This window comes from Terrisporobacter sp., from assembly GCF_017888745.1.
In the GTDB taxonomy this organism is placed as follows: domain Bacteria; phylum Bacillota; class Clostridia; order Peptostreptococcales; family Peptostreptococcaceae; genus Terrisporobacter.
In genome coordinates this window covers 1-3,945 of record NZ_JAGHFM010000008.1, presented here as the reverse complement: position 1 = coordinate 3,945, position 3,945 = coordinate 1, and the positions used below count along the sequence as shown (strand labels likewise).

The following is a 3,945-nucleotide window of genomic DNA, read 5'->3' as shown; positions in this document are numbered from 1 at the left end:
TGATTTAGAAGAAAATGCTGATTTAGAAAACTTAGAAGAAGATTCAAATAGCAATTCAACTGATGATTCTAAGGAAAACTCAAATAATACTAGTAAACCAAATAGCAATAATAGTTCAAGCAATACTAGTAAACCAAATGGAAACAATAACTCAAGCAATACTAGTAAACCAAATGGAAATAATAACTCAAGCAACACTAATAAACCAAATGGAAATAATAACTCAAGCAACACTAATAAACCAAATGGAAACAATAACTCAAGCAACACTAGTAAACCAAATGGAAACAATAACTCAAGTAACACTAATAAACCAAATGATAATAACAACAATAATAATGACAACAAACCAAATATAGCAAATGGTTACAATGCTGAAATGACTAACTATGTGAATTCTATCATACGAAATAGATATACTGGAACTAAAACATCTTACTTTGACCAATTATTAAAAGATTTAGTAACTGGTAGCAAAAGTACAAGTCAAGTATCAAGTATGTTAGAAGGTTATCAATGGGAAGAAAATGGCGAACTTGAATTATCAGAAGTTGCAAGTAAATCAGTACAAGTTTTTACTGTAAAGGATAAAAGCGAAATAGAACCAAAAGTAAAGAGAGGAAATTATAGATACTGGAAAGCACAAGTATATTACAATAATGGAGTTTATACAGTTGCTATTCTAGGAATAGAAATGATGGATATAGTTATTAACCCAAATTAAATAATAAATATATGAATAAAGGTCGATAAGAGTTTACTTATCGACCTTTATTTATACATTTATTTTTATGTATAAATAAAGAAAGAAAGAAAGGAGGTTGCTTATGAAATTTAAAAGAGTTATAACTTTAGGTTTGATAAGTACATTAATTTGTTCTAGTATTTCATTTGCTATACCTAATACAAGTTTAGGTAAAAAAGTAGAAATATATAAAGGTCAAGTTAATTTACCCAATCATGAATGGAGGGAAAAGATAGAATATGTAGTAGGTAAAGATGAAATTCCTTTTAACTATGATAGTGAGTACAACTATAGTGATAGTGACTATCAAGGAACATTAAAAGCTACAAAAGTAACCATAACACCTAAACAAAAAATTGAGAATAAGTATTATGTAACTGAATATAAAAACTTTAATAAAAATTCAGTAAATACATATGGTACTAAAGATGATAATAACTTTAGTTCAACTTATTATATTGATGAAGATGGATATAAAGGTAATATTCCAAGAACAAATGTGTCTTGGACTGATAATTGGGTTACTAATAGAACTGAATGGATTGAAACTGAAACTGGTTGGATAACTGGTAGTTCACCGAATAGTTATTCATACAATTATTATGATTCTAAAAGTAATCAGAATGTAAATGTTACCTTAAATAAAGTTAGAGATACATCTACTCAAACATCTGAATCATATAAATACTCTGAATCATATGGTAACAGATATAATTATTCTCAAAACAATGAAACATTAGGTTATATGTCAAGCAATAAAGATAAGTATTGGAGTAATTCTTATAAATTTTCTAATGCTCCAAGACGACCTACTGACTACTATGGTAATCAACCGGATAAAGATAACTGGGAATTAATAGAGTGTGAGTGGGACGAAGATAAAGTCTATAGTGCTGATGAACTTAGTGGTATTTCAGAAATAAGACCAAATCTTGCATATATTAATGGTTCTTATTGGTGGAAATCTAGCCAAGGTAACTATAATAAATACAGAAAAGGAGTATATTTGAAATACAGAAAAAAAATTGATCTTTATAAGTATAAAACACTTTATGGTGGAAATGTATCTTTACCAAACTATATAAGAGATTATACTGGAACAGCAAATTATAGTGGAACTTTATCTAAACAAGTTGAGAAGAAAAAATACACTTCTGATTATTGGGATGTAAACATTACTTATGAAGGAAATGTTGGTTTAAAAGATGTTCAAGTTAGTGGTAGTGTCATTCCTAGTGTTTCTCAAAAAGGAGGAAAAATCACTTTTGATATAAATACTAGATATTATCCAAATAAAATTCAGATATTTATTCCAAGTGAACTTCAAAGTCAATTTGGTAAAAGTGTAATCACTCTTAATATAGAAGAAAAAGCATATCTTAATACAAAACATAGTGAGATACTTAGTTTAGATATAGATGAAACCTTGGATAAAGAAGGTAATAAATTGAGAGAACCTTATAAATTTAAAGTTAGAGCAACAAGAAGTGATGGCAAATATGCTGAAATAACTCTTAACTTAGATGTAAGTGGAACAATTTTAGATAATCTTAAAACAATGGTTATTAATTAAATTATATAGAAACTATTAGACAAAAAATGAAAGGGTGTAAAAAATATTGTGTTTTTATTAATAATAGCATTTACTATATTAGCAAGTTTTATATTTAAAAAAGTAATATGGTTTATAAGTGAAAATGATTTAGATGTAAATTTAAATTTACAAAAGGGAGATAAAAAGTTTATATTATTAGTTTATTTTATATTTATAAGCATGTTTTTTTATAAGTATAAGCTTAGTATAGTATTTGCATTTTATTATATTACAATAGTTTACCTAATTATAACTGCCTATATAGATTTTAAAACAAGATACATTTATACAATAATAAATGTATTTTTTGGAATTAGCTCATTTTTATTTTTAATGTATTTAATTTCAATAAATGTTGATATAAGGGATAGTATAGAAGGTCTTTTTTTGACAGTAATAATTTCAGTTTTATTTTCTAAATTAAAAGTATGGAATTGGGGAGATACTGAAATGTTTATAGTTATTGCTCCAATCATTGCTACTGGAGGAAGTATATATATATTATTTAATTTCTTTATATCAATGATTTTATCTAGTATAGCAGCAATAATTAATTTCATTTTGAAAGGTTTTAAAATGCAAAGTAGACAAGCATTTGCACCATATATAGCAATTTCATCTCTTATTATATTGTTCATTAAGTAACATTAGAATTTTGAAGGTATATAAAAAATCTATTTTTAAATAGGGTTAAGTAGTATTGGGATTTAAAGGGAGGACTAAAGATGATAACTTGTGATTTTGGGATTATTATAGCATCATTAATAGCAATACTAGGTTTAGTAGTGTTATTAGCTTTAGAAATGATTGAATCCTTAGATCAATACATAGAACAGTAGATTAAGTTAATAAAAATGTTCCCCGGGAACAAAAATAATAAATTGAAAAAGTTTATTGATTATAATAAAAATTAAGTTAATAAAAATGTTCCCCGGGAACAAACTTAATAAATATAAAGGAGTTGTGAAATGGCAATTGATAAAGCATTAAAAGAAGATGTGATGTTATATTTAGAAGTATTAGACAAGGATTATGATGATTTCTTAAATGAATCATATAGGAAATTTATAAATGATAATAAAAAAGAATTTAGTGAAAAAGTTAAGGAACTTGTTAAGTTAGTAAAGTAAAATTCAAATAATAGAAAAATTAGTTAGTGCCTTTAGGGTACTTTTTTTATGCAATAAAAAGTATTTAAATACTTTTTAAATAAATCAAAATAAAAAGGAGATAAAGAACATGGTAGATAATTTAATTACATTTTTTTCAAACTTAGTAGGAGAAGGTCAAAAACTGTTACCTTTCGTAACAATAGGAGCAATACTTATAGGAGCATATCTTCAAGCTACAGGTGGAGCAGATGGATTACAAAAAGCTAAAAAGTGGTATATAGGAGGAAGTGCAGGTCTAGTAATAGGTCTTGGAGCAAAAGCTATAGTTGACTTAATACAAGCAAATGTAACTTTCTAGGTTATAAAGGAGTAGTCAAAGTATATTATACTTGACTACTCTTTTTTATAAAATCAAAAAATTAGATTGTAGGTGATAACTTGGATTTATTGAAAATATCAAATTACATAGATGATTTTTTTGAAAAAAGAAATGG

The 3,945-nt window shown here is 25.9% G+C and carries 5 protein-coding genes; all 5 read left to right on the top strand.

Annotated elements, in window-relative coordinates; translation table 11 throughout:
• On the top strand, window positions 1-724 hold a 724-nt coding region (locus tag J7G74_RS00240; protein WP_297130203.1), incomplete at its 5' end, for a hypothetical protein.
• 103 nt (window positions 725-827) lie between these two features.
• Window positions 828-2,318, top strand: a complete 1,491-nt coding sequence (locus tag J7G74_RS00235) for a hypothetical protein (RefSeq protein WP_297130200.1) — start codon at window positions 828-830, stop codon at window positions 2,316-2,318.
• 48 nt (window positions 2,319-2,366) lie between these two features.
• Window positions 2,367-2,984, top strand: coding sequence for a prepilin peptidase (locus tag J7G74_RS00230; protein WP_297130196.1), 618 nt, complete (start codon window positions 2,367-2,369; stop codon window positions 2,982-2,984).
• A 323-nt stretch (window positions 2,985-3,307) separates the two neighbouring features.
• Complete coding sequence (locus J7G74_RS00225) at window positions 3,308-3,469, top strand: hypothetical protein (protein WP_297130195.1); 162 nt, start codon at window positions 3,308-3,310, stop codon at window positions 3,467-3,469.
• Window positions 3,470-3,578: 109 nt separating this feature from the next.
• Window positions 3,579-3,809, top strand: coding sequence for a hypothetical protein (locus J7G74_RS00220; protein ID WP_297130193.1), 231 nt, complete (start codon window positions 3,579-3,581; stop codon window positions 3,807-3,809).
• Window positions 3,810-3,945: the final 136 nt, after the last annotated feature.

Excerpts from the sequence above, each read along its gene's own strand:
- J7G74_RS00220 (WP_297130193.1), top strand. The coding sequence starts at position 3,579 with ATGGTAGATAATTTAATTACATTTTTTTCAAACTTAGTAGGAGAAGGT.
- J7G74_RS00225 (WP_297130195.1), top strand. The coding sequence starts at position 3,308 with ATGGCAATTGATAAAGCATTAAAAGAAGATGTGATGTTATATTTAGAA.
- J7G74_RS00235 (WP_297130200.1), top strand. The coding sequence starts at position 828 with ATGAAATTTAAAAGAGTTATAACTTTAGGTTTGATAAGTACATTAATT.